Annotated in this window: 1 protein-coding gene; it reads right to left on the reverse strand. The window is 43.5% G+C overall.

Translation table 11 applies throughout. The features are described 5' to 3' along the window. Nucleotides 1–37: 37 nt before the first annotated feature. Nucleotides 38–379, reverse strand: a 342-nt coding sequence (locus GFJ41_RS21220; protein WP_170076039.1) for a hypothetical protein, incomplete at its 5' end; no start/stop codon positions are given.

Below are 379 nucleotides of genomic sequence, written 5' to 3' on the forward strand. Positions count from 1 at the left end.
GAAGAAGAAGGAAAAATCCTTAGTCACAGTCTTTTTTTTAATCTTCACGGAGGTAAGCCTCAGGAACATCCTCTAAATCTTGTAAGTTGATACTTGATGCATACTCAGCCATTCTCTGAATCTCTTCAGCTTTCATTTCAGCCAGACTTTTCTGTGCCACCACTTGCAGTTTCCTCATTTCTTCTACTTTAGACTGTGCTGCCTGAATGCTGCTCTTTAATGCATTGGATGCATGTTGTGCTCCTGTACTGTAGGCGGCCTCAGCTGACAACTCACAGATGTTAACAGCATTCAGCCAGTTTGACTCAAAACGTTTGCATTCATCAAGCCTGTCTCCAACCTCCACTCGCTGACCAATGATCACTTGCCAAATGCTGTC

This window comes from Paraclostridium dentum (assembly GCF_012922555.1).
In the GTDB taxonomy this organism is placed as follows: Bacteria; Bacillota; Clostridia; order Peptostreptococcales; family Peptostreptococcaceae; genus Paraclostridium; species Paraclostridium dentum.